Source organism: Bradyrhizobium amphicarpaeae, from assembly GCF_002266435.3.
In the GTDB taxonomy this organism is placed as follows: domain Bacteria; phylum Pseudomonadota; class Alphaproteobacteria; order Rhizobiales; family Xanthobacteraceae; genus Bradyrhizobium; species Bradyrhizobium amphicarpaeae.
In genome coordinates, this window is sequence record NZ_CP029426.2 from 5,599,226 (window position 1) to 5,624,452 (window position 25,227).

The 25,227-nt window shown below is 65.3% G+C and carries 19 protein-coding genes; 11 read left to right on the forward strand and 8 right to left on the reverse strand.

Going from position 1 to position 25,227, the window contains the following annotated elements:
* Window positions 1–11 precede the first annotated feature (11 nt).
* The 4 genes from CIT40_RS26265 to CIT40_RS26280 all read right to left on the reverse strand — a co-directional run bounded on the left by CIT40_RS26265 (window position 12) and on the right by CIT40_RS26280 (window position 7,017).
* The gene (locus CIT40_RS26265) at window positions 12–254 is read right to left on the reverse strand and encodes a hypothetical protein (RefSeq protein WP_094893947.1); all 243 of its coding nucleotides are present in this window, start codon (window positions 252–254) and stop codon (window positions 12–14) included.
* A 47-nt stretch (window positions 255–301) separates the two neighbouring features.
* Complete coding sequence (locus CIT40_RS26270; protein ID WP_094893946.1) at window positions 302–1,423, reverse strand: DUF2336 domain-containing protein; 1,122 nt, start codon at window positions 1,421–1,423, stop codon at window positions 302–304.
* A gap of 605 nt (window positions 1,424–2,028) precedes the next feature.
* Window positions 2,029–5,643, reverse strand: a complete 3,615-nt coding sequence (locus tag CIT40_RS26275; RefSeq protein ID WP_094893945.1) for an AsmA family protein — start codon at window positions 5,641–5,643, stop codon at window positions 2,029–2,031.
* A 141-nt stretch (window positions 5,644–5,784) separates the two neighbouring features.
* On the reverse strand, window positions 5,785–7,017 hold the full coding sequence (locus tag CIT40_RS26280; RefSeq protein WP_094893944.1) for a cytochrome P450: 1,233 nt from the start codon (window positions 7,015–7,017) through the stop codon (window positions 5,785–5,787).
* Window positions 7,018–7,148: 131 nt separating this feature from the next.
* On the opposite strand from CIT40_RS26280, the gene CIT40_RS26285 reads away from it, so the two are divergent.
* The 5 genes from CIT40_RS26285 to CIT40_RS26305 all read left to right on the forward strand — a co-directional run bounded on the left by CIT40_RS26285 (window position 7,149) and on the right by CIT40_RS26305 (window position 12,786).
* Window positions 7,149–7,760 (forward strand): TetR/AcrR family transcriptional regulator, encoded by a 612-nt coding sequence (locus CIT40_RS26285; protein ID WP_094893943.1) that lies wholly within the window; start codon window positions 7,149–7,151, stop codon window positions 7,758–7,760.
* Between the two features lie 180 nt (window positions 7,761–7,940).
* Entirely contained in the window at window positions 7,941–8,153 is a 213-nt protein-coding gene (locus CIT40_RS26290) for a twin-arginine translocation signal domain-containing protein (RefSeq protein ID WP_094893942.1), read from the forward strand.
* Between the two features lie 9 nt (window positions 8,154–8,162).
* The gene (locus CIT40_RS26295) at window positions 8,163–11,117 is read left to right on the forward strand and encodes a formate dehydrogenase subunit alpha (protein ID WP_094893941.1); all 2,955 of its coding nucleotides are present in this window, start codon (window positions 8,163–8,165) and stop codon (window positions 11,115–11,117) included.
* A gap of 11 nt (window positions 11,118–11,128) precedes the next feature.
* Entirely contained in the window at window positions 11,129–11,731 is a 603-nt protein-coding gene (fdh3B, locus tag CIT40_RS26300; RefSeq protein ID WP_094893940.1) for a formate dehydrogenase FDH3 subunit beta, read from the forward strand.
* A gap of 56 nt (window positions 11,732–11,787) precedes the next feature.
* A complete protein-coding gene (locus CIT40_RS26305) occupies window positions 11,788–12,786 on the forward strand; it encodes a formate dehydrogenase subunit gamma (protein WP_094893939.1) in 999 nt (332 codons plus the stop codon).
* Window positions 12,787–12,815: 29 nt separating this feature from the next.
* Here CIT40_RS26305 and CIT40_RS26310 read toward each other — a convergent pair whose 3' ends face one another.
* Window positions 12,816–14,801, reverse strand: coding sequence for a 4Fe-4S binding protein (locus CIT40_RS26310; RefSeq protein WP_094893938.1), 1,986 nt, complete (start codon window positions 14,799–14,801; stop codon window positions 12,816–12,818).
* Between the two features lie 178 nt (window positions 14,802–14,979).
* Here CIT40_RS26310 and CIT40_RS26315 point away from each other — a divergent pair, with 178 nt between their 5' ends.
* The 5 genes from CIT40_RS26315 (at window position 14,980) to CIT40_RS26335 (ending at window position 17,183) form a co-directional block, all read left to right on the forward strand.
* A complete protein-coding gene (locus CIT40_RS26315; protein ID WP_094893937.1) occupies window positions 14,980–15,441 on the forward strand; it encodes a DUF3305 domain-containing protein in 462 nt (153 codons plus the stop codon).
* 21 nt (window positions 15,442–15,462) lie between these two features.
* Window positions 15,463–16,092 (forward strand): DUF3306 domain-containing protein, encoded by a 630-nt coding sequence (locus tag CIT40_RS26320; protein WP_094893936.1) that lies wholly within the window; start codon window positions 15,463–15,465, stop codon window positions 16,090–16,092.
* Window positions 16,093–16,112: 20 nt separating this feature from the next.
* Window positions 16,113–16,694, forward strand: a complete 582-nt coding sequence (locus CIT40_RS26325) for a TorD/DmsD family molecular chaperone (protein ID WP_094893935.1) — start codon at window positions 16,113–16,115, stop codon at window positions 16,692–16,694.
* Window positions 16,695–16,761: 67 nt separating this feature from the next.
* A complete protein-coding gene (locus tag CIT40_RS26330) occupies window positions 16,762–16,887 on the forward strand; it encodes a hypothetical protein (protein WP_283810031.1) in 126 nt (41 codons plus the stop codon).
* An 86-nt stretch (window positions 16,888–16,973) separates the two neighbouring features.
* Window positions 16,974–17,183 carry a hypothetical protein gene (locus tag CIT40_RS26335; RefSeq protein WP_094893934.1) on the forward strand — a complete coding sequence of 70 codons (210 nt, stop codon included), beginning with the start codon at window positions 16,974–16,976 and terminating at the stop codon, window positions 17,181–17,183.
* Between the two features lie 10 nt (window positions 17,184–17,193).
* Here the strand turns inward: CIT40_RS26335 and CIT40_RS26340 are convergent, their stop codons facing one another.
* The 3 genes from CIT40_RS26340 to CIT40_RS26350 form a co-directional block, all read right to left on the reverse strand.
* Window positions 17,194–19,776 (reverse strand): EAL domain-containing protein, encoded by a 2,583-nt coding sequence (locus CIT40_RS26340; RefSeq protein ID WP_094894026.1) that lies wholly within the window; start codon window positions 19,774–19,776, stop codon window positions 17,194–17,196.
* 158 nt (window positions 19,777–19,934) lie between these two features.
* The gene (locus CIT40_RS26345; protein WP_094893933.1) at window positions 19,935–21,236 is read right to left on the reverse strand and encodes an MFS transporter; all 1,302 of its coding nucleotides are present in this window, start codon (window positions 21,234–21,236) and stop codon (window positions 19,935–19,937) included.
* 102 nt (window positions 21,237–21,338) lie between these two features.
* A complete protein-coding gene (locus CIT40_RS26350; RefSeq protein WP_167443378.1) occupies window positions 21,339–23,729 on the reverse strand; it encodes a bifunctional diguanylate cyclase/phosphodiesterase in 2,391 nt (796 codons plus the stop codon).
* Between the two features lie 325 nt (window positions 23,730–24,054).
* Here CIT40_RS26350 and CIT40_RS26355 point away from each other — a divergent pair, with 325 nt between their 5' ends.
* A complete protein-coding gene (locus CIT40_RS26355) occupies window positions 24,055–25,221 on the forward strand; it encodes an ABC transporter substrate-binding protein (RefSeq protein ID WP_094893931.1) in 1,167 nt (388 codons plus the stop codon).
* Window positions 25,222–25,227 lie beyond the last annotated feature (6 nt).

Sequence of the window (25,227 nt, forward strand, 5' to 3'; positions counted from 1 at the left end):
CACCGCGGGTCTTACCTGAAATATCCCAGCACGAGATCGATGTCCGAGCTGCCGGCGACAGCGCCGTTCAGCTCGGCGTCGATGACGCGGCGGCAGGCGTCGATCGCGGCGTGGTCGCCGAGGTCGTTGGCGGCTTCCAGCACGAGCCAGGCCGCGTCCACCGACGCCTTGTCGGGTGCTCCGCCGCCGAGATCGGCGGTGACGGCGCTGTCGAGGTTCTTCTTGCGAACCGCGGTGCCGAATTGAGGCAACATTGCAAATACTCCCCTTTGAATTCCGGGACGATGCTCAGTGCAACTGTTCAGTGGACCTGAAGCTCGGGCTGACGGCCGCCCGAGGCGGAATCGGCGGCGGTCTTGCGCGACTGGTAGAACTTCAAGACGCTGCGCGAGGTCTCGATCTTGAGCCGGCCGAAATCGCGCTCGTTGTCGTGCAGCTCGCGCGCCGTGATCAGATGATCCTTGGCACCGAGGAACAGCAGCGACATGGTCGTGTCCCAGGTGAAGTCGAGCGCCTTGCACAAGACCAGTATCATCTCGCGGTTGCGGTCCATCATCGCGCGCTCGATCACGTCGACCGGCAGTGCCGACAGCAGCGACAGGCCGATCTGCACCTCGTCGAAGCGGTGCTGGCGCGCATAATTCGAGATCGAATCCTGATTGAGATTGCCCTGGCGATATTGCGTCGTCACCACGCGCTTGGCGACGAAATAGCTGCGCGAGGACGGGCCGAACTTGGACTGAAGATCGCCGGTGACCTCGGTCACCGAGCTCTGGATCTGCGCCATCATTTCGGGCCGCTCGGTCTCGAGCCGGCGGCGGACGTCTTCCGACGCCTTCGAGATCAGCTGCTGGAAGATATGGCGCGGCACGTCCTTGCGCAGACCGAGCTGCTCGGCAAGGATCGAATCGCCTTCGGCGCGGCGGACCATGTGCAACAGGCCCGAACCGGAGAAGCGCGCGCCCTCGTTCCTGGCAACCGACGTCACGACCTCCTGATCGCCGCGCTTGACCAGCACGTCGGTGACGGCCTCGCCAATCGATTTGCGCTGGGCGATCGCGAGCAGATGCGACTGGCCCTTGGTCATGGCGTTCTCCAGCAGCATCTTCTCGTCGAGACGATCGGAGTCGCGCAGCACGGGACCGGCGACCGCGATCTCGTCGTCGAATGCCAGCTTTTCGATGACGTTGAGCGGAGCTTGATCGCACCCCGACATCAGCTCCGACAGCTGCGCGCGCGCGGCGACTTCGATCTCGTCTGCCAGCCGGCCGATGACCTCGCCGAACGTGCTGATCTCGTCGTCGCTGTAGCGGCCGGTGATCAGGATGTCGGTCGCATGCCACAACGCCTTCGCCCGGCTCTCGTCGGAGCCGCGCGCGATCGCGTCGTCCAAATCCTGTAGAAGCGTCTTCGCCCCGTTCATTTCGATAACCCCAGTTCTTGGTGCGTCATCCCGACGATGCTGGCGGGATGCCGGATTCCTCTGGGAACAAGACTAGGGAACAAACGCGAGAATCCGGTAAAGCCGGCAGATCAGTTTTGCCGACGAGAATTCATTCAAATGCGAGCGAATGGATTCACTGCGAGACAAGGAAGGGGTGCGCTCCCTCGCCCGCTTGCGGGAGAGGGCTGGGGAGAAGGTGTCTCAACAGAGGGATTCGCCCAGAGGAGAGAGCCCCTCCCGCGCCTACGGCGCGACCTCCCCCGCAAGTGCAGGGCAATCGCAGATGAGAAACCGTGGCGGGAATCTCGCCCGTAGCCATCCTTCGAGACGCCCGCCTCCGGCGGGCCCTCAGGATGACGACGGAGTCCGCAGCGGCCATTTCAACGGACGCGACTGCAACTCAGCCTCATCCTGGATGGACCGCCACCTGGTCCGCGCAAAGCGCGGCCCGATGACAAGCTCCGCGGTCGTCTCGAAGGACGAGGCGCTTGCTCAGGCCCATCCGAAAAGTCATATGCGATAGCCCTGCCCGCAAGCGGGAGAGGTAAGAGCAGCCCGCGGCCCAACCTCCCAACCAACCCGCCTCACGGATTCTGCGGCGTCAGGACCAGCGGCGGCTTCGGCTTTGGCTTGGCGGGCGCAGGACCCGGAGCGGGCCTGACGTCGATGGCCGGCGGCAGCGGCGCGAGCTGTTGGCTGGCAAGCGGCGGGCTCGGCGCTGCGGGCGCGGCTTGCGGGGCCTTCGGCGTCGGCGCGGCTTTCGGCTTCGGCGGCGCGCGGCGAGGATCGTGGCCCGGCAGCGGCACGTTGACCGGCGCCTGCTCGGGCGCCGCATCTGGAGACACCAGCGTCGGCAGCGCTGCGGTTGCCGGCGGCGGCTCGCCGCGCTCGATGGCATCCAACCGGCGCGTCTCGCGGTCGATGGTGCGCACCGCCAGCCATGACGACAGCGGCGCAAGGTCGATGGTGCGGTTGAGCCTGTCGGGCGGGCCCGCCGCGAACAGCTGGATCTCCGGCGGCGCACCGGAGAGCCCGTTCATGATCGGCGTCAGACTGGCGCGGATATCGGCCTGGTCGGCGGGAATGTCGTAGCCGCCGGAGACGATGGCGCGGGCGTTCTTCGCTTCCAGCGGCGTCGCGCCGACACGCAAGCGTCCGTCGCGGATCGTGAACGGAATCTGCGCCGAAGCGACCGCGATCGGCGCCGAAGCAAGCGCCGGCTCGACCAGCTGGCGCAGGCGGTTGTCGTCGCTGACCTGTCCGCCGTCGCTGGCGCGGATCGCGATCTCGAAGGCGCGCGGATTGAGGCCGCCGATTTCCGCGGAATCCAGCGTCACCGTGCCGTTGCCGGCGAGCGCGCCGGTGAGCGCCGCGACGCTGCGGCCCTGGCTGGTCAGCGCCATCTGCACCGAGGCGCGCCCCTTCGGCAGCGCGAGATCGCGATAGCGCAACGTCGCCGCATCGACATTGTTCAGCTCGATGCGCGTGTTCAACGTCAGGCCGTTGGCGCCGTTGCGCGCGTCAAAGCTCGCCGACATCTCGCCGCCACCGAGGCTGCCTTTCAGCGCATCGAGCGCGAGCGACTGGCCATCGCTTCGGATGGTGCCGCCAAACGGGCGCAGCTCGATGCCGCCGGGCAACATCCCGCGCAACGCCTGGAAGGCGATGCGGCCGCGCCAGCCGCCCAACAAGCCCGCGCTCAGCGGCTCGCTCGCATCATGTCCTGCGGCACCGATCGCCACGGCGAGCGCCGGCACGAGATCGACCGTATCGAGGCCGACTTCGCCGTCGACGCTCTTCTCCGGATCCAACGTCACCGCCAGATGACCGCGCAAATGCGAGCCGGCCGCATTGCCGTCGAGATCGTCAAAAGTCAGGCGATTGCCCGTTAGCCCCACGCGGGAGGACAGGCTGACCGCCTGCATCGATTTGTCGGCCGGGCCGGTCCCCAACAGCGGCGCCAGATTGGCGTTGCGCACGCGCAGGTTCACGCTGGCTTTCGGCTCCGACAATTCGACGCTGCCCTGCGCATCGGCATCCAGCCCGCCGCCGTTGAGCTTTGCGTTCAATTGCAACGGCCGCCGCCATGCACCGGTCAATTTGCCTTCGAATTGCGAAGCGCCCTCGCCTGCCGCCAACACGCGATCGAGCCCGAGCAGCGCCAGCAGCGCGCCGGCCTGCGGGGTCGACAGTTTCGTGTCCAGGGTGAAGTCGCTGTTGCGCAATTTGTCGATGTCGATGCCGTTGACGGCCGCCGCCGGCGTCTGCGCGGCCAAAGTCGCGGTTGCCTTGAGCTGCGGCGCGTCGAGATCGAGCACGGCGCGGGCGTTGCTGCGATCGGCATGCTCGGCATTCCTGTCGAGGCTGAGATCGAGCTTGAGGCGGGTCGGGCCTGGTAATGACGGCATGGCATCGAAGCGGGCCCGCACCGCAGGCGCAAACGGCTCGATCAAGGCGGTGAGCTCGCGCAGCGAATTCGCGGAGGATTTCAGCGCGAGCCTGCCTGTGGCCTTGATGCGGTCGAAGCTGCCGCTCGCCTCGGTGGTCACGCCGCTGGCCTGGCCGAAGCGCAGTTGCTCCAGCGACAGGGATGCAGGGCCGTAAGCGAGCTTGGCCGCGAACGGCCGCAGCTCCTGGCCGGCGGAGATGGCGCGGCCGATATCGAGCGAGAGTTTTGCCTCTTCCGGCCACTCGCCCTGCGGCCCCGCGAGCGCGCGCACGAAGCTCGCGGCGGCGTCGAGATCGAGTCGGTCGGCCTTCAGCTCGGCATCGATCCGCGAACCCTTGCTCGCACCTGTTTGCACGAAGGCGATGCGGCCCTCGACCGCGCCGCCTTCGATGTCGGCCTTCAGCCTGTCGATGGCGAGATGGTTGGCGGCGATGGTCACGTCGCCGGCGAGGCGCAGCGGACGCGTGCTGCGGCGGGCGATCTCGCTGCGGCCCTGCAGCCAGGCCACCAGCGCGTCGGGGTCGGAGGATTCGACGCTGAGACGGCCGCTGAAACTGTCAGCGCCCGGTGTTGCGCCGTTGAGTGAGAGCTGCGTCATGCCGGGGGCGCGCAGCTCGAGCCGCTGGAAGGTCCAGGACCGTCCATCGGTCTGCAACTCCGCCGTGATGTTCTGCAGCGGGCGGCCGCCGAGCATGATCTGGTCGGAATTGAACTCGATCTGCGCCGGGATCGGCGCCTGCGGAATGGCAGCCAGCCCCGCGCGCAGCGCCGGCAGGATGCGGAGCGGCTCGGAATCGTCCTTGCCCGCGAGCCTGTCGGCATCGACCTGGCGCGCCGACAGCACCGCGCGCAGCAGCGGCGAGGCGCCGAACCTGATATCGCCGACGCCGCCGAGCTTCAGCGCATTGTCTTCCGCGCCGAAGCTCGCGTCGACCTGCTCGAATTTTGCACCGGCCGGGTCCGCCTTGAGCTTGGTCGTGAGCTTCCACGGCGTCGGACCAGCCTCGCCCGCCTTCTTGACCGCCGGCACGGCCAGCGTCAGCGCACCGTCGAATTTCGGCAGGCGGTTGTCGAAGGCGAGCACGCCTTCGAGGTCGGCGAGGATGGCGCGCTCGCCGGGATCGATGTTGAGGTGAAGACGGGTGGCGCTGCCGTCGGCGCTCGGACCGGAGGAGATGCGAAAGGGATAGCGCACCCCGGCGGCGGTGAAACGGCCGTCGCCGCGCACCGAGCCCGCGAGCGAGCGGACGTCGCCGGAGAAGGCGATGTCGTTCAGCTCCAGCGTCGAGCGGCTGGCGGCATCGTGGAGCGCAATCCGGCCGGTGAGATTGAGCCGCTCGATGGCGAGCGAGGCCAGATTGAAGGTGCCGCTCGCGGTGGAGGGCAAATCGACCCGTCCCCGCGCATCGAGGCCGAGATCGACCGCCATGCCGCCCACCGAAAGCTCGGTGGCACGCCATTCGCCGCGCATCAGGGAGCTGAGGCTGAACTCGACGTCGAGCTTGTCGGCGCGCAGGCGGCCGAGATCGTTGTTGCCGCCGAACGTGACCTGACGCAGCCGCAGTGTCGGCGCCGGCAGCAGCCGCGCGTCGAGCTCCCCCGCGACCCGCACCGGCACGCCGATGATCTTGCCAGCCTCCGCCTCGAACTGGGGCCTGAACTGGTTCCAGTCGACGTAGTAAGGCCCGATCAGCGCGGCCAGCAGCGCAATGATGAAGGCAATCGCCAATCCGAGCAGCGTCGTCTGCACGGGTCTCCCCTCGGCCAAACCGGCACCCGGACCAAACCCTGGCCTTAGCGGACTTCAGGCGTGCCGGAATAGTCCTTATATAGGGGGAAGTGTGGCGAAGTCACAGCGACTGTTGCGCGCGGAGGTTAACGCCGGGGGCCGTCACCAGCTCGCCGGCAGCCGCTTCAGGCCGCGCAGGACGAAGGTCGGCCGCCATTCCGGGTTTTCGATGTCGTCGATGCGCAGATCTGGCAGCCTCCGCAGCAGCGTGGCAATGGCGATCTCGGCCTCGATCCGCGCCAATTGGGCACCCAGGCAGAAATGGATGCCGCCGCCGAACGAGAGCGGTTTCACATTCTGGCGGGTGACGTCCAGCCGGTCGGGCCTGTCGGGATAGACCGCGGGATCGCGGTTGGCCGAGCCGAGCAGGCACAGCACGCTCTCACCCTTGGGGATCCGCTTGCCGCCGAGATCCTCGATCTCCTCCAGCGCGACCCGGCCGGTCATCTGGACCGAGGAATCGTAGCGCAAGAATTCCTCGATCGCGCCTCCCATCAATTCGGGGCGTGCCTTGAGCAGCGCAAGCTGGTCCGGATTGCGGTGGAGCGCCAAAAGGCCGTTGCCGATCAGGTTCACTGTGGTCTCGTGGCCGGCGCCGAACAGGAGGATGATGTTGGCGGTCAGTTCCTCATTGGTGAGCTTGTTGCCGTCCTCCTCGGCCTGGACGAGCTGGGTGGTGAGATCGTCCCCCGGATTTTTGCGGCGCAGCTCGAACAGCTGCTGGAAATACATCTGCGCCATCAGGTTGCCCTCGTTGCCCTTCTTGATCTCCTCGGGAGTGAGGGGCACCGGATCAAGTAGCCGCCCGCCGTCGCGCGAGCTCTTGTAGAAGACCTCGCGATGCTCCTCGGGGATGCCGAGCATCTCGCAGATGATGGTCACCGGCAGGCGAAAGGCAAAGTCCTCGATCAGGTCCATTTGGCCGCGCTCGATCACGGCATCGATGGCCTGGTCGACGATTGCCTGGATGCGCGGTCGCATGTCCTCGACCCGGCGCGCGGTGAACGCTTTCACGACGAGGCCGCGCAGGCGGGTATGGTCGGGCGGATCGGCCTGCAGCATCCAATGGCTCATGCTGCGGAACACCGGCTCGTCCATGATCTTTTCGCCGTAACGGCGCGTCGTGCGCTCGACGAAATCCTTGCCGAAGCGCTTGTCGCGCATCACGAGGCTGACGTCGGCATGGCGACTGGTGACGAACTGGCCGAACGGCGTCACGTGGACCGGATCGATCGTGCGCAGCCGGTCATAATGCGGGTAGGGATCGCGGATGAAGTCCGGCGAGAGCGGGTTGAACAGCGGCGCGCCGCCGGCGCCTTGCACGTGCTCGTTCATGGTGACCTCAAATCGGTTGCCGATGACACGAATACGCCGTTCGCAGCCCCACTGCCCGGCGTAACCATCCCCAAGATTTATCAACTCGATACATTGTTGTATCGAGTTGCATTCTGCCCTAACCTCGTCCGATGTCAAGGGTGAGAACCAGGCCGACCAGGGACGACACGCGCGACAAATTGTTCGAGGCGGCCGCGCGCGTGTTCGAGCAGGACGGCATCGGCGGCGCCAGCATCGAGGCGATTGCAGCGGCGGCAGGCTTCACCCGCGGCGCGTTCTATTCCAACTTCAAAAGCAAGGACGAACTGATCATCGCCATGCTCGAGGACCATGTCGAGCAGTCGATCCGGCGTAACCTCGACATCCTTGCGCAGCACGACAATCTCGACGACTTCATCGCGGCGCTGAAGACGATGGACCGCAGCAGGCAGGATCCGCTCGGCCGCGCGCCGCTGCTGCACATGGAGATGATCCTGTTCGTCGCGCGCGCCGAGAAACGCCGCCCCGAGCTCGCCAAACGCCTGCGCGCGCGGCGCAAGCTGGTGGCCGACATCGTCGAGGCGACGCTGAAGAGCAACGGCAGAGGCGACAAGCTGAACCCGCCCTGGATGGCCTCCATCGTGCTGGCGCTGGAAGACGGCTTCCGTCTGCACCGGCTGATCGATCCGGAGACGACGCCCGCGGACAGCTTCCTGCGCGCGATCACGGATTTGCGGCGGAGGACGGGGCTGGCGTCGGAGTGAGAGCGATGTGCTCTCTCCGTTTTCAATTCGCACGACAATTCCAGAACTGAACGAAGCTGCGGCCGAAAGCGACCGATGCCGGTGGCCCTGTTGGCGAAACAACACAGCATTGCGATTGCTGTCCGGCGCCGAACTCGGATAACCTGTGGGCGCGCCAATCTGAAACGGGAGTAGGCTTCGTTGACGAGTGACCCTCCGCGAAAGCTCCTTCGACGTGACCTGCTCAAGCTGACGATTGCCGGCGTCGGCGCAACCGGTGCTGCGGGGCTGCTGCCCTCCCCGGCCGCCGCGAAGCCGGTCGATCTCGATCAGAAGCGCAAGGCGCGCTATCGGCCCAACTCGCAGGAAGTCAGGAACTTCTACCGTGTCAACGCCTATCCCGGCGCTCGATAGGAGACCTCCGTGCTGATCAGGAAGTCCGATCGTCGTCCGGAACGTGCCAAACCCTCCGGCGCAGAGGCCGGCAAACCGTCATCGGGCCTGGACCGGCGAACTTTTCTGAAGCGCTCAGGCGTCACGGCGGGCGCGTTGGTCGCGGTCGGTGAAATCGCTTTGCACGGCGTGCGCAAGGCCGAGGCGGGTCCGCCGCCGCCTGTCGGTGCACAAGTCACGACCCGACAAAATGTCTGCACGCATTGCTCGGTCGGCTGCTCGGTGATCGCCAAGGTCGCCAACAACGTATGGATCGGACAGGAACCCGACTACGACAGCCCGATCAATCGCGGCTCGCATTGCTGCAAGGGGGCCGCGGTTCGCGACGACGTACTGAACGAACGGCGCCTGCGCTACCCGGTCAAGCTCGTCAACGGACAGTGGACGCGCATCTCCTGGGCGACGGCGATCGACGAGATCGGCGACAAGCTGCTGGATATCCGCCAGAAGGCCGGCCCCGATTCGGTGTACTGGCTCGGCTCCGCCAAGTTCACCAACGAGGCCGCTTACCTCAACCGCAAGCTCGCGGCGTTCTGGGGCACCAACAATTCCGACCATCAGGCGCGGATCTGCCACTCGACGACCGTCACCGGCGTAGCCAATACCTGGGGCTACGGCGCGATGACCAACAGCTACAACGACATCCGCAACGCCAAGACCATTTTGTTGATGGGCGGCAACCCCGCCGAAGCGCATCCGGTCTCCTTGCAGCACATTCTCGAAGGCAAGGAGCTCAACCGCGCCAACATGATCGTGGTCGACCCCAGGATGACGCGGACCGCCGCGCACGCGACCGAATATGTTCGCGTTCGTCCCGGCACGCATATCGCGACGATCTACGGCATGCTGTGGCATATCTTCGAGAACGGCTGGGAGGACAAGGAATTCCTCAGCCAGCGCGTCTACGGCCTGGATGAGGTCCGGAAGGAGATTGCGAAATGGCCTCCGAAGGAGGTCGAACGCGTCACCGGCTTGCCCGAGGCTCAGGTCAAGCACGTCGCCCACTTGTTTGCGACGCAGAAGCCGGCGACACTGATCTGGGCGATGGGGCAGACCCAGTTCACCACCGGCACCGCCAATGTCCGCGCCAGCTGCCTGCTGCTGCTTGCCACCGGCAACATGGGACAGCCCGGCGCCGGCGCCAACATCTTCCGCGGCCACACCAACGTGCAGGGCGCGACTGACCTCGGCCTCGATGTTACGTCGTTGCCGCTGTATTACGGCCTCGCCGAGGAGGCCTGGCGGCATTGGTGCCGGGTCTGGGAGGTCGATTACGACTGGATGAAGTCGCGTTTTCCCGACAAGAAGCTGATGGAAACGCCGGGCATTCCCAGCACGCGCTGGTTCGACGCAACCTTGCTGCCAAAGGATCAGGTCAACCAGCCCAATCCGGTGCAGGCCATGTTCATCATGGGGCACGGCGTCAACACCATCACCCGGATGCCGGAGGCGGTGAAGGGCATCGAAAAGCTCGAGCTGCTGGTGGTCTGCGATCCCTACCCGACCGCGTGGTCGGTGCTGTCGGAGCGCAAGAACGGCACCTATCTGCTGCCGGCCTGCACCAGCTTCGAGATGGAGGGCTCGCGCACCAACTCCAACCGCTCGCTGCAATGGGGCGAGAAAATCGTCGATCCGGTGTTCGAGTCGAAGAACGACTACGACACGATGTACCTGTTCGCCCGCAAGTTCGGGTTCGCCGACCTGATGTTCAAGAACATCAAGGTCGAGAACGGCGCGGTGTCGGCGGAAGACATTCTGCGCGAGATCAACCGCGGCGGATGGTCGACGGGCTATTGCGGACAGTCGCCGGAGCGGCTCAAGGCCCATATGCGGAACCAGCACAAGTTCGACCTGGTGACGCTGCGGGCGCCGAAGGACGATCCGGAGGTCGGCGGAGATTATTACGGCCTGCCATGGCCGTGCTGGGGTACGCCCGAATACAAGCATCCGGGGACACCGATCCTCTACAACACCAATCTTCCGGTGAAGGAAGGCGGCGGCACCTTCCGCGCGCGGTTCGGCGTCGAGCGCATCGTCAAGCGCAAGGTGATGGAGAACGGACAGGAGGTCGAGCGGGAAGATCACGACAATCTTCTTGCCGAGGGCTCGTACTCCGTCGGCTCGGAGATCAAGGACGGCTATCCCGAGTTCACCCTCGGGGTGCTGAAGAAGCTCGGCTGGGACAAGGACCTCACCGCGCAGGAGCGCGAGGTGATCTCGCGCGTCAATCCGGCCGATCCCGACAAGGTGTCATGGTCGACCGATCTGTCCGGCGGCATCCAGCGCGTCGCGATCGAGCACGGCTGTTCGCCTTACGGCAACGCCAAGGCGCGCATGATCGCGTGGAATTTGCCCGATCCGGTTCCGGTGCATCGCGAGCCGATCTACACGCCGCGTCCGGACCTCGTTGCCGACTACCCGACCTTGCCCGACGCGAAGCAGTTTCGCGTGCCCAATATCGGCTTCTCAGTGCAGAAGGCCGCCGTTGACCGCAAGATCGCGACACAGTTCCCGCTGATCCTGAGCTCGGGCCGCCTTGTCGAATACGAAGGCGGTGGCGAGGAAACGCGGTCCAATCGATGGCTCGCCGAACTCAAGCAGCACATGTATGTCGAGATCAATCCGGCGGACGCAGCCGAGCGCGGCGTCGTCGACGGCGGCTGGGTCTGGGTGACAGGCGCGGAGAACAGCTCGCGCGCAAGGATGAAGGCGCTGGTGACCGAGCGCGTCGGTAAGGGCGTTGCCTGGATGCCGTTCCATTTCTCCGGCTGGTACGAAGGCGCCGATCTCCGGTCGAAATATCCGGCGGGAGCCGATCCCATCGTGCTCGGTGAGAGCGTCAACACGCTGACAACCTATGGCTATGATCCTGCCACCGGCATGCAGGAGCCGAAGGCTACGCTTTGTCAGATCAGGGCTGCATAAGAGGTTAGACCATGGCACGGATGAAATTCCTCTGCGATGCGGACCGTTGCATCGACTGCAATGCCTGCGTGACGGCCTGCAAGAACGAGAACGAGGTGCCCTGGGGCATCAATCGGCGGCGCGTCGTCACCATCAACGACGGCAAGCCCGGCGAGCGGTCGGTGTCGATGGCCTGCATGCATTGCACCGATGCGCCCTGCGCGTCGGTGTGCCCGGTCAAATGCATCTATCCGACCGAGGACGGCATCGTCCTGCACAACAAGGATCAGTGCATCGGCTGCGGCTATTGCTTCTACGCCTGTCCGTTCGGAGCGCCACAATATCCCCAGGTTGGGAATTTCGGCTCGCGCGGCAAGATGGACAAATGCACCTATTGCGCCGGTGGCGGCGGACCGGAGGCGCCCGGCAGCGCAGAAGAATATGCGAAATACGGCTCCAATCGTTTCGGCGAGGGCAAGCTGCCGATGTGCGCCGAGATGTGCTCGACCAAGTCGCTGCTCGCCGGTGATGGCGACATCATCGGACAACTCTACGAGGAACGCGTCGAAAAGCGTGGCTACGGCTCGGGCGCGTGGGGCTGGACGACGGCCTATCACGACGACGTCAAGACGTAAGGGAGCTGGTCTTGCGGCCGATGCAAGCGCGACGATCGAGAACCTGGGTATCAGTCATGACGGCTTTCGCACGCATTCGCTTCGCAATGCTTTTGCTGATGCTGCTCGGTCTCACGGCAGCTCCGGCGCTCGCTCAGAGGCTCGCGCCAGATGGCGCCCCCAATCCGACCGCCAGCGTCACCAACCAGAAGACGCTGCTTGAGCAGGCGCCGCGGATTCAGGGCCGGATCGACATCCCCGACGTCAAGGCCAGCGTGCTGATGCAGCCGATGGGGCGGACCTGGGATTATTTCCACGAGGTCCTGCTGCACTGGGGCGGCGCGGCGGTGATCATCGGCATGGTCGCAATTCTCGCGCTCGCCTATCTGATCATGGGCCGGCTCCGCATCGAGGCGGGACGCTCCGGTCAGACCATCGTCCGCTTCAAGGCTTTCGAGCGGTTCTCTCACTGGCTGACGGCCGTGTCTTTCGTGCTGCTCGGATTGACCGGCCTGAACATCACCTTCGGCAAGGTTCTGCTACGGCCGCTGGTCGGTCCGGATCTGTTCTCCGACATCTCGGAGATCGCGAAGTACGTGCACAATTTCACCAGCTTCGCCTTCGTGACGGGCCTTGCCTTGATCACGGTGCTGTTCTTCAGGGACAATCTGCTCAAGAAGGTCGATATCGACTGGGTCAAGCAGGGCGGCGGCTTCATCAAGTCGAAGCATGCGCCCGCGGGGCGCTTCAATCTCGGTGAGAAGATGGTCTATTGGCTGTCGGTCGCGGCCGGCCTCGCCGTCTCCGCATCCGGCTTCGTCCTGCTGTTTCCGTTCTACGGCACCAACATTGCCGACATGCAGATCGCCCAGGTCGCGCACGCCGTGATCGCGATCCTCTTCATCGCGCTGATCCTAGGACACATCTATATCGGCACGCTCGGCATGGAGGGCGCGTTCGAAGCCATGGGCACGGGCGAGGTCGACATCAACTGGGCGCGAGAGCATCACGACCGCTGGCTCGCCGAAAAGCTCGAGACCGAGGGACGGCAGGCTTCCGCGACACCGGCCGAATAGCGCGATGGCGTTGCTCTGAGCCGCGCGTTTCAGCGGCGGTTCGGGTCGCGCGGCGTCTCCCGATCGCGCAAATAGTCATCCGTGGTGCGGACAGTTGGGCCCGGTGTGCCGAAAGATTCAAAACCCTGTTCGGCGATGAAGCCGACCCGGCAATCGGCGCACATCCTGATGGCGTCGAGCCTCTCCGACGATCCTGAATACATCCAGTGCTGACCTTCGAGCTTGGCAATGATGCGCTCGATGCTGCTCTTGACGCCGAACGGCTTGCTGCAGCGGATGCAGCAGAACGGCTCCTCCTCCTTTAGAACGCGGGTCGGCGCCCGGCTCGCGCCGAAGTCGATCTGCGGGACCAGCGTGATCACCTTCTCCGGACACGTCGTCCGGCACAGGCCGCACTGAACGCAGGAATCCTCGACAAAGCGCAAGGCCGGACGCTCGGGATCGTCGCGCAGCGCTCCGGTCGGACAGGCCGACACGCAGGACAGGCAAAGCGTGCAGCCCGCGGTATCGACCACGACGGCGCCGAAAGGTGCCCCCTCGGGCAATGGAATGACGTCCGCGGGTGCGGGTGCGGGTGCGGCGCGGTGCAGTTCCGCCAGCGCGAAGCGAAGCACGTCGCGCTTGAGACCGACGGGGCGGAAGCTTGCAGGGCGTGGTGCCGGCGCGTGGGCAGGCGCGGCGCGGAGCGCCTTGATCAGATGGTCTGGATCGTCGGTCGAGATCACCGAAAGTCGTTCCGAACCGAAGCCAAGACCGGCAAGGATCGGATCGGCCAGCGCGATCGTTCGCGTCAATCCGGAGACGTCGTGACGCGGCTTGGCCCGCAGCAAGAAGTGAATCGCCGACACGCCATAGGCAAACATCGCGGCGATGCTTTCCAGCCCGGTCTGCGTCACCTCGTTGACCGCAAACGGCAGTACGTTCGCGGGCAGACCGTCGCCGAACCGCGCCAGCGCATCGATCAGCGGCGAACCATGAGCCGCGTCATGCACCAGCAAGACGGCCCGCTCACCTCCCGCCCGATGATACGCCACCAGCATCGTGCGCAGCTTCCTGATCAGCGCGTCTTCCGGCGGCAGCGCATAGGACGCAGCACCGGTCGGACAGGCCGTCGCGCACTGACCGCAGCCCTCGCAGATATCGGCATCGATGGCGACATGGTTGCCGGCGGGCGTGATCGCACCGGCGGGACAGACATCGAGGCAGCGGGTGCAGCCAATTTGTTTCGAGCGCGAATGCGCGCAAAGCCCGGCGTCAAAATTGATGTAACGCGGCTTCTCGAACGTCCCGACCAGGTCACGCGCCTTCAGCACGGCCTGGAGGATCGACGAGCGATTGCCGGGATCGGCACGCAGATAACCGTCGCGCATGTCGCCGGGGATCAGTGCCGGCCCGCCGGTCAGATCAAGGATGATGTCGCAGCTCGAACGCGCGTTGCTGCGCGATGGACCGAATGTCAGCGCGCGGCGCGAAGACGGGGCGGCTTTGGCGAAATCGTCGACCACGATGTCGAAGGCGCCCAGATGTCCCTTGATGCCAGTGATCCGACCTTTGGCGATCGGAAAGTCGACACTGCGCGGCGGCGCGAGCGCGGCCGGTGGCACAATCAGCACGGTGACGTCGAGATGGCCCTTCAGCAACTCGCCGGCCTCGATCGCGGCCTCGTCGCGGCCGTAGATCAGGATGACCCCGCTGCTCTCCAGCTGAACCATTTCCATGGGCGCGGCGACCTCGGTCGCGGCAGCCAGCAGCGCAGCCATCTTCGGCCCCGCGCGCGCGGCATCATCGGACCATCCGGCGGTCTCGCGGATGTTCGCAAACTGTATCGAATTCGCACGATTATTTTCGGCGGCCACCTGCGAAAACAGCGTCGCCTGCTGTGTGCAGGCAACTGTCAGCAGACCATCTTCGGCTGCGATCGCCTTGAATCGGCCAAGCTCGGCACCGCAAAGCTGCGTCGCAGCCGTCATTTTGCCCTGGCAACCGCGGCCGATCGCATCGGCATCGAGGGGCATCGACCCTTCACAGGAGCAGATCAGGAAGCGCCGGCCGGTTTCAGGTACAACGGTCACGATATCGCGCGGCTCCCGGGATCAAGCGGCCTCGGACTGGCCGGATCATCCTCAGAGTATATACTCCGCGTGTTGCAAAAGGCGACCTGTATCGAAGACTGCACTTAGTGGAGACGGGAAATTGATATCGACGAGTCTTGCACGCATTGCTGTCGGTGTCGCCGTCGAACGGCGTAAGGCGAAGAGTGCGTGGGTCGATTTCCTCTGGCGGCCCGTGTCGGTGTTCGCCGGTGAGCCGTCCGCCGCGCCGTGGACTTCGATCGGCGGCGAAGGCGAGGCTATGCTGTTCTATGCCGGCGACGCCGTGATCGAACTGCATCGCACCGAAACCACCAATTATCGCGAGAACCTGACATCGGGCTCGCCGACGCTGTGGGTCAATCTGCGCCCCACGGGCTCCGAGCCGCCTTACGAGCTGCTCGCCGTCACCGCCGATCCGGCGGAGGGTGAGGCGTTTACCGATGCGGGCAGCAATCTGATCGAAGCCGTGCCGATGCCGGTCGGCATCTCCGAGATCATCGAGCGCTTCATTGCCGAGCACCACGTCGAACGCCCCTTCGTTAAACGGAAACGCAATCGTTAGTGCAGGACACGAGACAGAACAGTGCCAGACCGTAACGTTTTTCTTCGCTGGGCGCGTCTCAAGCAGGCGTCGAAAAATGCTGACGCTGGTCAGGCCGAGGTCAAGCAAGCCGCTGAGCCGTCGGCTGGGGATGTCGCGTCCGAGCCCCCGTTCGATCTCGCCAGCCTGCCAACGATCGAGTCGATTGCCGCCCATACGGATATCGCGGCGTTCCTCAACACCGGCGTCCCGGCCGAATTGACCCGCGCGGCATTGCGCCGGGCCTGGGCAACCGATCCCGCCATTCGCGACTTCATCGGCATCGCGGAGAACCAGTGGGATTTTAATGACCCCAATGCCATTCCCGGCTTCGGTCCGCTCGATCCCTCCGACAACGTTGCCGATCTCGTCGCACGGGTTACGAACGGCCTCAAGCAGGTCCCGGATGTCCTTGCGGACGTGCCGCCGCCCAGCGATCCGGTTCGGCAAGACCCCGTCAAGTCGGAACAGCCAGTCCTCGAACCAACGATTTCCGCTATTCAATCGTCGCCGGATGATACCGTGATAGCGGCGACGGACAACCAGGATGCAGCCGAGCAGCCCGACGATCTTGCTACAACAGCACTACCCTCTCAGCCTAGACGACGTCATGGCAGTGCATTGCCACGCTAACAGCCTGGGGGATCGCTTCAGTGCGCAACGTCGATGAATTCGACCTCGCCCGATCGCAGGAATATGCGCTGCTGGCGACGTTGCTGGTGCGCAGCCCGGACGCGCATCTGCTGAACCGTATCGCCGCACTGCGCGGCGATGCGAGCCCCATGGGTCTGGCGCATATGGCGCTGGCGGACGCCGCACGCAGGACGGACGAGCAGGCCGCCTCGCGCGAGTTCTTCGCCCTCTTTGCGGGATTGGGCAAGGGCGCACTGCTGCCTTATGCCTCGCACTATCTGTCCAATACGTTGTATGGCCGCCCGCTCGCCAAGTTGCGGGATATCCTGCAGGGTCTCGGCCTCGAGAAGGCGCCGGAGCGTACCGAGCCGGAAGATCACGCCGGATTTTTGTGTGAGGTCATGGCGGGCCTCACCGGCGGTGCCATTTCAGCGCAGGCGGACGCTGAGAGGATTTTCTTCGAAGAACATGTCGCGCGCTGGATGGGCCGCTTTTTCGCCGATCTCGAGCGGGCTGGTTCGGCCGGCTTCTATGCGGCCGTCGGCGCGGTCGGACGAACGTTCATCGATATCGAGGTGAAGGCCTTTGCGCTTCCAGCCTGAACACGGTGTTTTGTATGAGAGATGCACCTATCAGGTGCTAGATTTGCAGACGTAAGGGATCGAGACCATGCGCGTTTTCACAATCGCCTGTCTGTTCGCCGCAATCGTCGCGCTCGGCGCGGCCGCTATCCTTGACAATTTCGTGCAGGAGCCCGCGAACACGGCGTTTGCCGAGCCGAGTGCCCGCGTTTGACGACACGATTGTTCATCGAGATTTTTGTTCTCCAAGTATTGTTCTCCGAGTAATCTTCGTCGCATCAGCGAAGTGGGAGATTTTTCATGACCCGGTTTCTGATTGCTTCAGTCGTCGTTCTGGCGCTGGTCGCCACCACTTCCACGATCTTAAAAAGGCAGCCTCGCACGGTCGAGCTCTCGGCCGCGGCTATGCCCTCCTTGGTCGAGCTGCACACCATGGCGGGCGTGCATCGGCTTACCGACCAGGACATCGACGATCAATCGCTGATTTTCCCCACGCAGGCCAAGCAATAAGCGCAGCCGGTTACGCCGACCGCTTCACCGCGTCACACCCCACCGCGGCAACATCGAGCCGCGCCAGCATCGCCCTCGCCTGCTCGGCGCAGTGCTCGATCAGCCAGCGCTCGAAGGCGACAGGCGGCAACGCGGGGGCGTAGAGGAAGCCCTGGACGACGTCGCAGCCGAGATCGGCCAGCACCTTGCGCTGACCTTCCGTCTCGACGCCTTCGGCGACAACGGTCATGCCCAGGCCCTGACCGACGCCCACCACGGCGGTGGCGATTGCAACGGCGCCGGCGTCACGCTCGATGTCGCGCATGAAGCTGCGGTCGATCTTGAGCTCGCGGATCGGCAGATGCGCGAGCCGGCTGAGGCTCGAATAGCCGGTGCCGAAATCGTCCACGGACAGGCCGACGCCCAGTGCGCGGATCGCATGCATCGTTTCCAGCGCAGCGGCGCCGTCCTGCATGAAGGTGCCTTCGGTGATCTCCAGCATCAAGGCGTCCGCCGGCAGATCGTATTCGGCAAGGATGTCCTTGAGCCGCGCGGCGAGCGCGACATGGCGGAAATTGATCGGCGACAGGTTGACCGATACGCTGGGAATGTCGAGCCCGGCGCGGCGCCAACTCGCCATCTGCCGGCAGGCCTCGCGCACCGACCACAGGCCGATCTGCTCGATCAGGCCGCATTCCTCGGCGAGCGGGATGAATTTTGCCGGCGAGACGTCGCCGAGCACCGCATCGCGCCAGCGCGCCAGCGCTTCGACGCCGTGGATCGCGCCGTCGCAGCTGCGGATCTGCGGCTGGTAGCTGAGGGTCAGCGCGCCTTCGGCGATGGCACGACGCAGCGCCGCGATCACGGCCAGCCGTTGCTCGGTGAGCCCGTTCATCTCGGCGCTGAAGATGCGATGGGTCGAGCGGCCCGCCTGCTTGGCCATGTACATGGCGGCGTCGGCCTGCTGCATCAGCGTGTCGATGTCGGTGGCATGATCGGGATAGAGGCTGATGCCGATGCTGACCGACATCGGCATCAGCTTCGAGCCGATCCGCAAGGGTGCCGCGAGCGCTTCGGTGATCCCGGACGCGAGGCGATCGGCGGCCTCGGCGTCACGCTGCGGGAGCAGGATGACGAATTCGTCGCCACCGAGCCGTCCCAGCATGTCCTCGGGTCCGATCTGTTCGCGCAGGCGCTGGGCGAGCTGGATCAGCAGCTCGTCGCCGGCGGCGTGGCCGAGCGTGTCGTTGACGTCCTTGAAATGATCGACGTCGAGGAAGGCCAGCGCGACATGACTGCCGTGCGGGCAGGCATCGATCGCGGTCGTGATCAGGTTGCGCAGCTGTGCGCGGTTCGGCAGGCCGGTGAGAATGTCGTGGTAGGCGAGCCGCGCGATCTCGGCGCGCGCCTCCTTGCGTTCGATCGCGAAGGCGCCGAGGTTGACGCAGGCATCGACGATGCGCCGGTGCCATTTGCTCGGTGCGCGCCGTTCGCGGAAGTAAAAGGCGAAGGTCGCGATGACCCGGCCGTCCTTGGCCTTGATCGGCGTCGACCAGCAGGCGCGCAAGCCGATCGCGAGCGGCATTGCCTTGTAGGGCTGCCAGCGCGGATCGGTGTCGATATCCTCGGCCAGCACCGGCTTGCCGTAGAACGCGGCGGTGCCGCAGGAGCCGACATTAGGGCCGATGGCAATTCCGTCCAGTGCACGGGAATAGTCCGCGGGAAGGCTGGGGCCGCCGAGCGGATGAACGAGGCCTGCGGCATCGACGTGGAGCAGCGAGCAGACGACATCGGGCGCGATCTCCTCGACGCGACGGCACAACCTGTCGGCGATGTCGGTGATCGGAACTTCGTCCGCGAGCGAGCTCATGACGAGCTGCTGCAGCGACCGCAGCTGCTTGGTCTCGGTGATGTCCTCGATCAGCGCGAAGATGTGCTTGACCCGGCCTTTCTTGTCGCGGAAGGCATCGATCCGGGCGCAGACCCAGATCTCCTCGCCGTCCTTGTCGTAGGCCAGCACCTCGGCTTCGCCGCGGCGGCCGCCGCGCCTCAGGCGCCTGATGAGCTTGGCGATGGCCTTGCGATCGGTGTGGCGGCCGGCGATCAGCTCGCCTGCACGGCGGCCCTCGGCCTCACCGCTGGTGTAGCCGAACAACGTCGTGAAGGCGGAATTGACGTAGACGATGTTCTGCTCGATGTCGGTGATGATCACCGCCCGGTTGGTCTGGTCGGAGACGGCGTGGAGAAGTCCAATCGTGACGCGGCGCTCGGCCTCCCCGGTGACGTCGCGCGCAAACACGATGTAATGATCGGCCCCGCCGATCTTCACGGAAGAGAGCGCGATAGCCGCCCTGATGCGGCTGCCGTCACGGCGCACGAGACTGACCTCGTCCCGGAAATCCGTCACCGGATCGGGCTGAAAGCCCTTGAGACCGAGAATTGCGGCATCGCGACCCAGCACGTCGGTGCGCGCCAGCTTCCAGATGCGCTCCGCGGCGGCGTTGAAATGCGTGATGCGATGCGCGTCGTCGACGATGACGACGCCATCGTCGGCGCGTTCGAGCGCGGCTCGAAGCACGTCCGGAATTTCAGCGAGACAATCGAAGGCGGACATCGTTTGACCCGGCAGCATCGGAAAAATGTGGCAATTGGCCCGACGCTAGCGCTCCGATGGTGTCCAAGACGTTCTCGCCCCCTCATGGCCTCGGGCCAAGACGCGGCATGCTTAACGATCGGCAAAAAACGACGACGGTATCTTGACGCGCGCGGAGCCTACTCCGCGCCGGCTTCCGTCTGGAGCCTGTGCAGACGGCCGGCGACCGCCCGCACCTTGCGCGGTGCCGCCTGCCAGATCGAGAGCGCCGACAAGGCGCTCACGATCATCGCTGCGGCGAAGGCAAGCGTGTAGTCGCCGGCGCGATCGTAGAGCAAGCCCGTCACCCACGGCCCGGCCGCACCGCCCGCGAGCGCCGCCAGCATGATCGTGCCGAAGATACTGCCCTGATGCTTGCCCTGGAAAATCTCGAACACCACCGCGCCCATGATCGAGGTGAGACCGTAGCCGAGCGCACCTTGTGCGAACACCATCACGTAGACCAGCCACAGCGACGGCTGGAATTTCAGTACCATCAGCGCCGCAAAGCAGATCGCAAAGCCGGCGCAACTGATCGCCCACACCCACTCCCGCCCGATCCGGTCGGAGACATGGCCGAGCAGGATCTGGCCGGGAATGCCGAGCAGGCTGACCATGCCGAGCGCCCACACCGCGACACCGGGACTGAAGCCGATGTCGAGCAGGAATTTGGTCTGGTGCACCTGCACTGCGTACCAGATGTAAAGGCCGCAGAAATAGCCGAGCGCGATCCACCAAAATCGCGCGGTCGCCACCGCGCGTTTCAGCGTCCAGTCGGTCCCGACCCAGACGGGATCGACGACGTTGGAGATCGGCTGGGCCGCGCCCGCGGCCGGAACGGCATCGCCGTCCGGCTCGAGGCCGATGTCCTGTGGCCGCTTGTGGAGCAGCAGATTGACCGGCGCCAGCACGACCAGGATGAGCAGGCCCATCGCGGTGCAGGCGGTGCGCCAGCCGGTTTGCTCGATCATGTGCTGCACCCATGGCAGCAACGTGACCGAGCCGATGCCGACGCCGGCGAAAGCGATGCCGATGGCGAAGCCGCGCTTGCGGATGAACCAGTTCGGCAAGAACAGCGATTGGCCGGAATAGCCGAGACACACCGAGCCGGCACCGACCATGACGCCGATGGTGACATAGAGATGCCAGGGCTCGCTGGTGAGCGGCGCAAGCAGCAATCCGCCGGCCATCAGCACCACGCCGAGCTCCATCACCGCGCGCGGGCCGGCGCGGTCCATCAGGCGTCCGATCAGCGGACTGACGAAACCCGACACCACGAAACCGAAGGAGAACGCGCCCGCGGTGACGCCGCGCTCCCAGCCGAATTCGGAGATGATGGGAGGAAAGAACAGTGAAAAGGCGGTGCGCGCGTTGACGCCGATGGCCATGGTGACGAAGGTCACTGCGACCACGACCCAGCCGTAGAAGAACCGAAGCCGCATGTTTGTATGTTTCATCCCTGGACGGTCCTACCGACCATCCGGGGGTGCCCGGGTCAAGCGATTTTCGCGCATACTCGTCGGCCGAGATGCACCAGGACGCGCTCAGGCGGCGTCGCGCCGCGAGGGTTTGACGGGCGCATCGAACAGGATCCGCTCGATCGGCTGCGGGCGGCCGAACAGATAGCCTTGCGCGAAATTGACACCGAGCGCCTTCAGCCGCTCGAACTCCTCGCGGGTCTCGACGCCCTCCGCAGTGACCGACATGTCCAGCCCGCGCGCCAGCGTCACGATCGCGGAGATGATGGCGGAGCTGCGCGGCTGATGGGTGAGGTTGCGGATGAACGACTTGTCGATCTTGATCTTGTCGAACGGAAACGCCGTCAGATAGCTGAGCGAGGAATAGCCGGTGCCGAAATCGTCGAGCGCGAGCTCGATGCCGAGCTGCTTCAACCGCTGCATGAAGGCGTGGTTCTCGACCCCGCGCTCCAGCAGCACGGATTCCGTGATCTCGATCTCCAGCCGCTGGGGCGGCAGGCCGGAATCGGCGAGCGCCGCGCAGATCATCTCGAACAGCTCGGCCTCCTTGAACTGGATCGGCGACAGGTTGACGGCGACCGCGAGATCCGATGGCCAGCCGGCCGCATCCGCGCAGGCTCGCCGCAGCACGAATTCGCCGAGCGGCACGATCAGCCCGGTCTCCTCCGCAAGCGGAATGAACTGGTCCGGCGGGATCAGGCCGCGTGTCGGATGCCGCCAGCGAACCAGCGCCTCGAAGCCGCGCCGCGCGCCGCTCAGCGCGTCGACGAACGGCTGGTAATGCACCTCCAGCTGGCACTGCGCGATGGCGTCGCGCAGATCCCCCTCCAGCGTGTTGCGCGCCTCCAGCTCGGCCGACATCGCCTCGTCGTAGATGGTGAAGCAGTCGCGGCCTGCCGATTTCGAACGATAGAGCGCAAGGTCCGCCTTCTTCAGGAGTTGCTCCTGATCGCTGCCGTGATCCGGCGCGATGGCGATGCCGATGCTGGTGCCGATCTCGACGCGGTGACCGGGCAGCAGGAACGGTTCCGTCAAGAGCTTCGCGATCCGTGCCGCCAGCTCGGTCGAGCAGGCGCGCTGATCGGCGCCGGCTTCCTGGATGACGGCAAACTCGTCGCCGCCGAGCCGCGCCAGCACGTCGTTGGCGCGCACGGCGGATTTCAGTCGTTGCGCCACCTGGCGCAGCAGCGCATCGCCGGCGCCGTGACCGAGGGAGTCGTTGACGTTCTTGAAGCGGTCGAGGTCGAGCATCAGGATCGAGAACGGCAGGCCACGCACGCTCAGCTGGCGGTTCATCTCGTCGAGCCGGGTGAGGAAGAAGGCGCGGTTCGGCAATCCGGTCAGGATGTCGGTCTGCGCGAGTTCGAGCACCCGCCGGTTGGCCAGCGACAGCCGGCGCGAATTGCGGCTCGCGAGCATGAGATAGGTCGACAGCGACAGCGTCAGCAGCAAGCCGACGATCAGCACCGCGCCGGCGCGATCGTAAGTCGTCTCCAGCGGTCCGCCGGCGGTCGGAACCGCCCGTACCTGCCAATCGGTATCGCCGATCTTGAGACTGCCGGACCAGTGCAGCGTCCGCGCGACGTCCCGCATCGACTGCGGCGCCGTCGCCGCCGAGGAATAATCCGGCAGCATCTGCTCGAGGCTGACGATCTGCGCCGTGAAGGGCGGGTAGACGTTCATGCTGACCGCGGGGCTTGCCCCAGTGGTGACGCGAATGGCCTGGATCAGCAGCGGCAGGTCGAAGATGCCGACCACGAAGCCGGCCAGATTGCGGCGCCGGTCCGCAATCGTCTCGCGCGACGTCCCCTTGGCGTAGACGGGAATGGCAACGAGAACGTCGGGCAGCCGCCCTCCCTCCCTCGGTTCGAACAGGCGGGTGCGAAGGGCTGCGACCTTGTCGTTGTCGCGCGCGCGCTCCAGCACCGCGCGGCGCTCCGGGACGGTGGCGTAATCCATGCCGTAGACCGTCGAGGTCTTCGGCTGGGTCGAGTAGAACACCGGAAAATATTCATCGCTCTGCGGCGCGGTCGCGAAACCTCCGCTCTGGAGCGACTTGATGCGATAGCCGGACACGCCGTCCGTGATCGCAGCGGTCTCGTATTCGGCGCGCTCCTTGCGGTTGACGCGCGGCAGCCAGGCAATGCGCAGCATGCCGGGATGACGCTCGAACAGGCGCGCACTGAAGGTCTCGAACTCGCTGCGGGTGACTTCGTCGTTGGTCGATTCGAACAGCGTGCGCAGCGCGACGAGCCTGGAGATGTATTCGCCCATGCCGTTCTGCATGACGATCGCTTCGGTTTCGGCCGCGTTCTCGAACTCGATCCTGTTGACGCGATCTTCCCACCGCGCCACGGCGGCCGCGCCCGCGACCGAGAACAGAAGACCGACGCCGACGGCGACGAGCGCAGGGCGATAGAGCCCGAGCAGCGGCGCCGCACGCCACCACCCGGTCATCCCCCTCCGATCCTGATCGTTCCGATCGCGATCGCCCATCTTGAAGCCGCCGTCCCCTGTCTGCGACGAACCGAACCTCTGGTTGAGGCACCGGCGCGGCTATCGGAACAAGACCGCGGTTAAGAACTGCACAATTTCGGAACCCGAGCATTCCGCAATGCCGGATTTAGTTAATGAAGTCTCCGAACGATCCGGCATTGTGGAAACAAGTTGCAGGTTTTCCCCGGAGTCCTACGGACCGTCCGCGCGGCGCTGAGTTAGCGTCCTGTTCAGCCTCGCAGACCTATCGTCCTGCAACCGCGTCCAGCATCCGGCAACCATTCTCATGACACGATCGCGATCCGCGACATATGCCGCCCTGACCATCGCAGTGCTGGCCGCAGCGATGCTGCCGGCGAGAGCCGACGAGGCCGGCGTCAGCGAGGATGCGATCCTGTTCGGCCAGGCCGCCGCGCTGGAGGGTCCCTCCTCCGCGCTCGGACAACGCATGCGGCAAGGCATCGTCGCGGCATTCACCGAGATCAACGCCAAGGGCGGGGTTCACGGCCGCAAGCTCCAGCTCATCAGCCGCGACGACGGCTACGACCCCGACCGGTCGGTGGCGCAGACGCTGCACCTGATCGAGGACGACAAGGTGTTCGCGCTGATCGGCGCGGTGGGCACGCCGACCGCGATGGCGACAATTCCGATCACCAGCGCCAGGAACGTTCCCTTCATCGGCCCGTTCAGCGGCGCCGAATTCCTGCGCGACCTCGAACTTGCCAACGTCGTCAACATCCGCGCGGGCTATGGTGCGGAGGCCGAGGCGTGGATCAAGCACCTCACCGAGGATCGCCACTTCACCCGCATCGGCATCTTCTACCAGGACGATTCCTTTGGCCGCGATGGCCTGACCGGCGTCAAGCGCGCGCTCGCCAAGCGCGGCCTCGAGCTCGCCGCCGAAGGCACTTTCGAACGCAACACCCGCGCGGTCGCGGCCGCCTGGCGAATGATCAAGCGCGCCGAACCCGAGGCCATCGTGATGGTCGGGACCTATGGGCCCTGCGCCGAGTTCATCAAGCTCGCGCACCGCAGCGGTTCCTATCCGACCTTCGTCAACATCTCCTTCGTCGGCGCCAATACACTCGCGCGGGAGCTCGGTTCCGAGGGCGAAGGCGTCATCGTCTCGCAGGTCGTGCCGTTTCCATGGGATCGCTCGCTCAAGCTCGTCGCCGACTACCAGGATGCGCAGAAGGCGTTCGATCCGACGCTGACACCGGACTTCGTCTCGTTGGAGGGCTATCTCTCCGGCCGTCTCGCGGCCGCGGCGCTGGACAAAGCCGGGCCGAACCCGACGCGCGCAAACCTGCTCCGCGCCATCAACGATGTCGGCCGCTTCGACATCAGCGGCAGCGTCGTCACCGTCGGCCTGCGCATGATCGACACGCCGCCGAAGGTGTTTTTGACGGTGATCCAGAAAGACGGGACGTTCAGGCCGGTGGAGCGGCTTTAGGGCCGC

Coding starts and splice junctions, on each gene's coding strand:
- CIT40_RS26340 (WP_094894026.1), bottom strand. CDS start 19,776: ATGTCCGCCTTCGATTGTCTCGCTGAAATTCCGGACGTGCTTCGAGCC.
- fdh3B (WP_094893940.1), top strand. CDS start 11,129: ATGGCACGGATGAAATTCCTCTGCGATGCGGACCGTTGCATCGACTGC.
- CIT40_RS26330 (WP_283810031.1), top strand. CDS start 16,762: ATGCGCGTTTTCACAATCGCCTGTCTGTTCGCCGCAATCGTCGCGCTC.
- CIT40_RS26285 (WP_094893943.1), top strand. CDS start 7,149: ATGTCAAGGGTGAGAACCAGGCCGACCAGGGACGACACGCGCGACAAA.
- CIT40_RS26335 (WP_094893934.1), top strand. CDS start 16,974: ATGACCCGGTTTCTGATTGCTTCAGTCGTCGTTCTGGCGCTGGTCGCC.
- CIT40_RS26305 (WP_094893939.1), top strand. CDS start 11,788: ATGACGGCTTTCGCACGCATTCGCTTCGCAATGCTTTTGCTGATGCTG.
- CIT40_RS26270 (WP_094893946.1), bottom strand. CDS start 1,423: ATGAACGGGGCGAAGACGCTTCTACAGGATTTGGACGACGCGATCGCG.
- CIT40_RS26265 (WP_094893947.1), bottom strand. CDS start 254: ATGTTGCCTCAATTCGGCACCGCGGTTCGCAAGAAGAACCTCGACAGC.
- CIT40_RS26310 (WP_094893938.1), bottom strand. CDS start 14,801: ATGCCCCTCGATGCCGATGCGATCGGCCGCGGTTGCCAGGGCAAAATG.
- CIT40_RS26280 (WP_094893944.1), bottom strand. CDS start 7,017: ATGAACGAGCACGTGCAAGGCGCCGGCGGCGCGCCGCTGTTCAACCCG.
- CIT40_RS26350 (WP_167443378.1), bottom strand. CDS start 23,729: ATGACCGGGTGGTGGCGTGCGGCGCCGCTGCTCGGGCTCTATCGCCCT.
- CIT40_RS26355 (WP_094893931.1), top strand. CDS start 24,055: ATGACACGATCGCGATCCGCGACATATGCCGCCCTGACCATCGCAGTG.
- CIT40_RS26345 (WP_094893933.1), bottom strand. CDS start 21,236: ATGCGGCTTCGGTTCTTCTACGGCTGGGTCGTGGTCGCAGTGACCTTC.